At 58.8% G+C, this 1,271-nt stretch carries 1 protein-coding gene; it reads left to right on the top strand.

The window, feature by feature from the left end; translation table 11 throughout:
• The first annotated feature begins 64 nt into the window (after positions 1-64).
• Positions 65-1,251 (top strand): IS3 family transposase gene (locus tag HUI96_RS28995; RefSeq protein WP_188258168.1). Its coding sequence is split into 2 segments (ribosomal slippage): positions 65-314 and positions 314-1,251, totalling 1,188 coding nucleotides; the frame shifts between segments, so codons are not numbered across the junction.
• Positions 1,252-1,271: the final 20 nt, after the last annotated feature.

Raw genomic sequence — 1,271 nt, 5'->3', positions numbered from 1 at the left:
TGACCTTGCCCTGCTGAAATAATCCATTTTGAAGTAAGCTCTGGCCCATTGAGAGGACCAGGGAATGAAGCGCAACCGTTTCACGGACGAACAGATTATCGGCATTCTGAAGGAGCACGAGGCGGGCACGGCGGTCTCGGAACTTTGCCGCAAGCACGGCGTCAGCGATGCCAGCATCTATAAGTGGAAAGCCAAATTCGGCGGCATGGACGTGTCCGAGGCCAAGCGACTGAAGACGCTGGAGGACGAAAACACAAAGCTGAAGCGGCTTCTGGCGGATGCGATGCTCGACAATGCCGCTCTGAAGGATCTTCTGGGAAAGAAGTGGTGACGCCCGCAGCAAAGCGGAGAGCTGTCGCGCATCTGATCAACCAACATCGGATGAGTGAACGGCGGGCGTGTAAAGCCATTGGCTTTTGCCGAATGACGATCCGTTACGAAACCAGCCGTGGCGACGATCATGGCCTTCGCGAGCGCATGAAGGCATTGGCGCATGAACGTCGCCGCTTCGGCTATCGACGCATTCATGTGCTGCTCAGGCGCGAGGGACACCTGGTAAACCACAAGAAGCTCTTCCGGCTCTATCGGGAGGAGAAGCTGACGGTGCGTAAGCGCGGCGGCCGGAAGCGAGCGATCGGCACACGCGCACCGATGCTGATCCCGATGGCGGCCAATGATCGTTGGTCGCTGGACTTCGTGTCGGATCTCACCGATGGACGCAGGTTCCGGATTCTGACGGTCGTCGATGATTGCACGAGGGAATGCCTGGCACTCGTCGCCGATACGTCACTTTCTGGTTTGCGGGTCGCCCGTGAGCTTGATCGGATCATCGAGGAGCGCGGCAAGCCCAGGATGATCGTCAGTGACAACGGCAGCGAGTTCACCAGCAACGCGATCCTGCAATGGACGGACCGGATCAAGGTGGATTGGCACTACATCGCGCCTGGCAAGCCGATCCAGAACGCCTTCATCGAAAGCTTCAATGGGCGGCTGCGAGACGAGTTCTTGAATGAAACCCTCTTCTCGTCACTGACCCATGCTCGATCAGCGCTTTCGAATTGGCGCAGCGATTACAACGGTCACCGACCGCACTCCGGCCTCGGCTGGCTGACACCTGCCGAGTTCGCCCAGACCATCAACCCGCGACGTGACGCGGTGCTGCGCAGCCGAAATGGCTCCGCACCGCAACCCGCCGCTACCGCCCCATATACCGCAACCAAAAACCGCTGGAGCGAACTCAAAACTGGATAAAACTTGGGGGCAAGGTCAGG

Source organism: Pseudaminobacter soli (ex Zhang et al. 2022) (genome assembly GCF_014595955.1).
In the GTDB taxonomy this organism is placed as follows: Bacteria; Pseudomonadota; Alphaproteobacteria; order Rhizobiales; family Rhizobiaceae; genus Kumtagia; species Kumtagia pseudosoli.
Note: the sequence above shows the minus strand (reverse complement) of the source record. Positions and strands in the feature narration are given on the sequence as shown.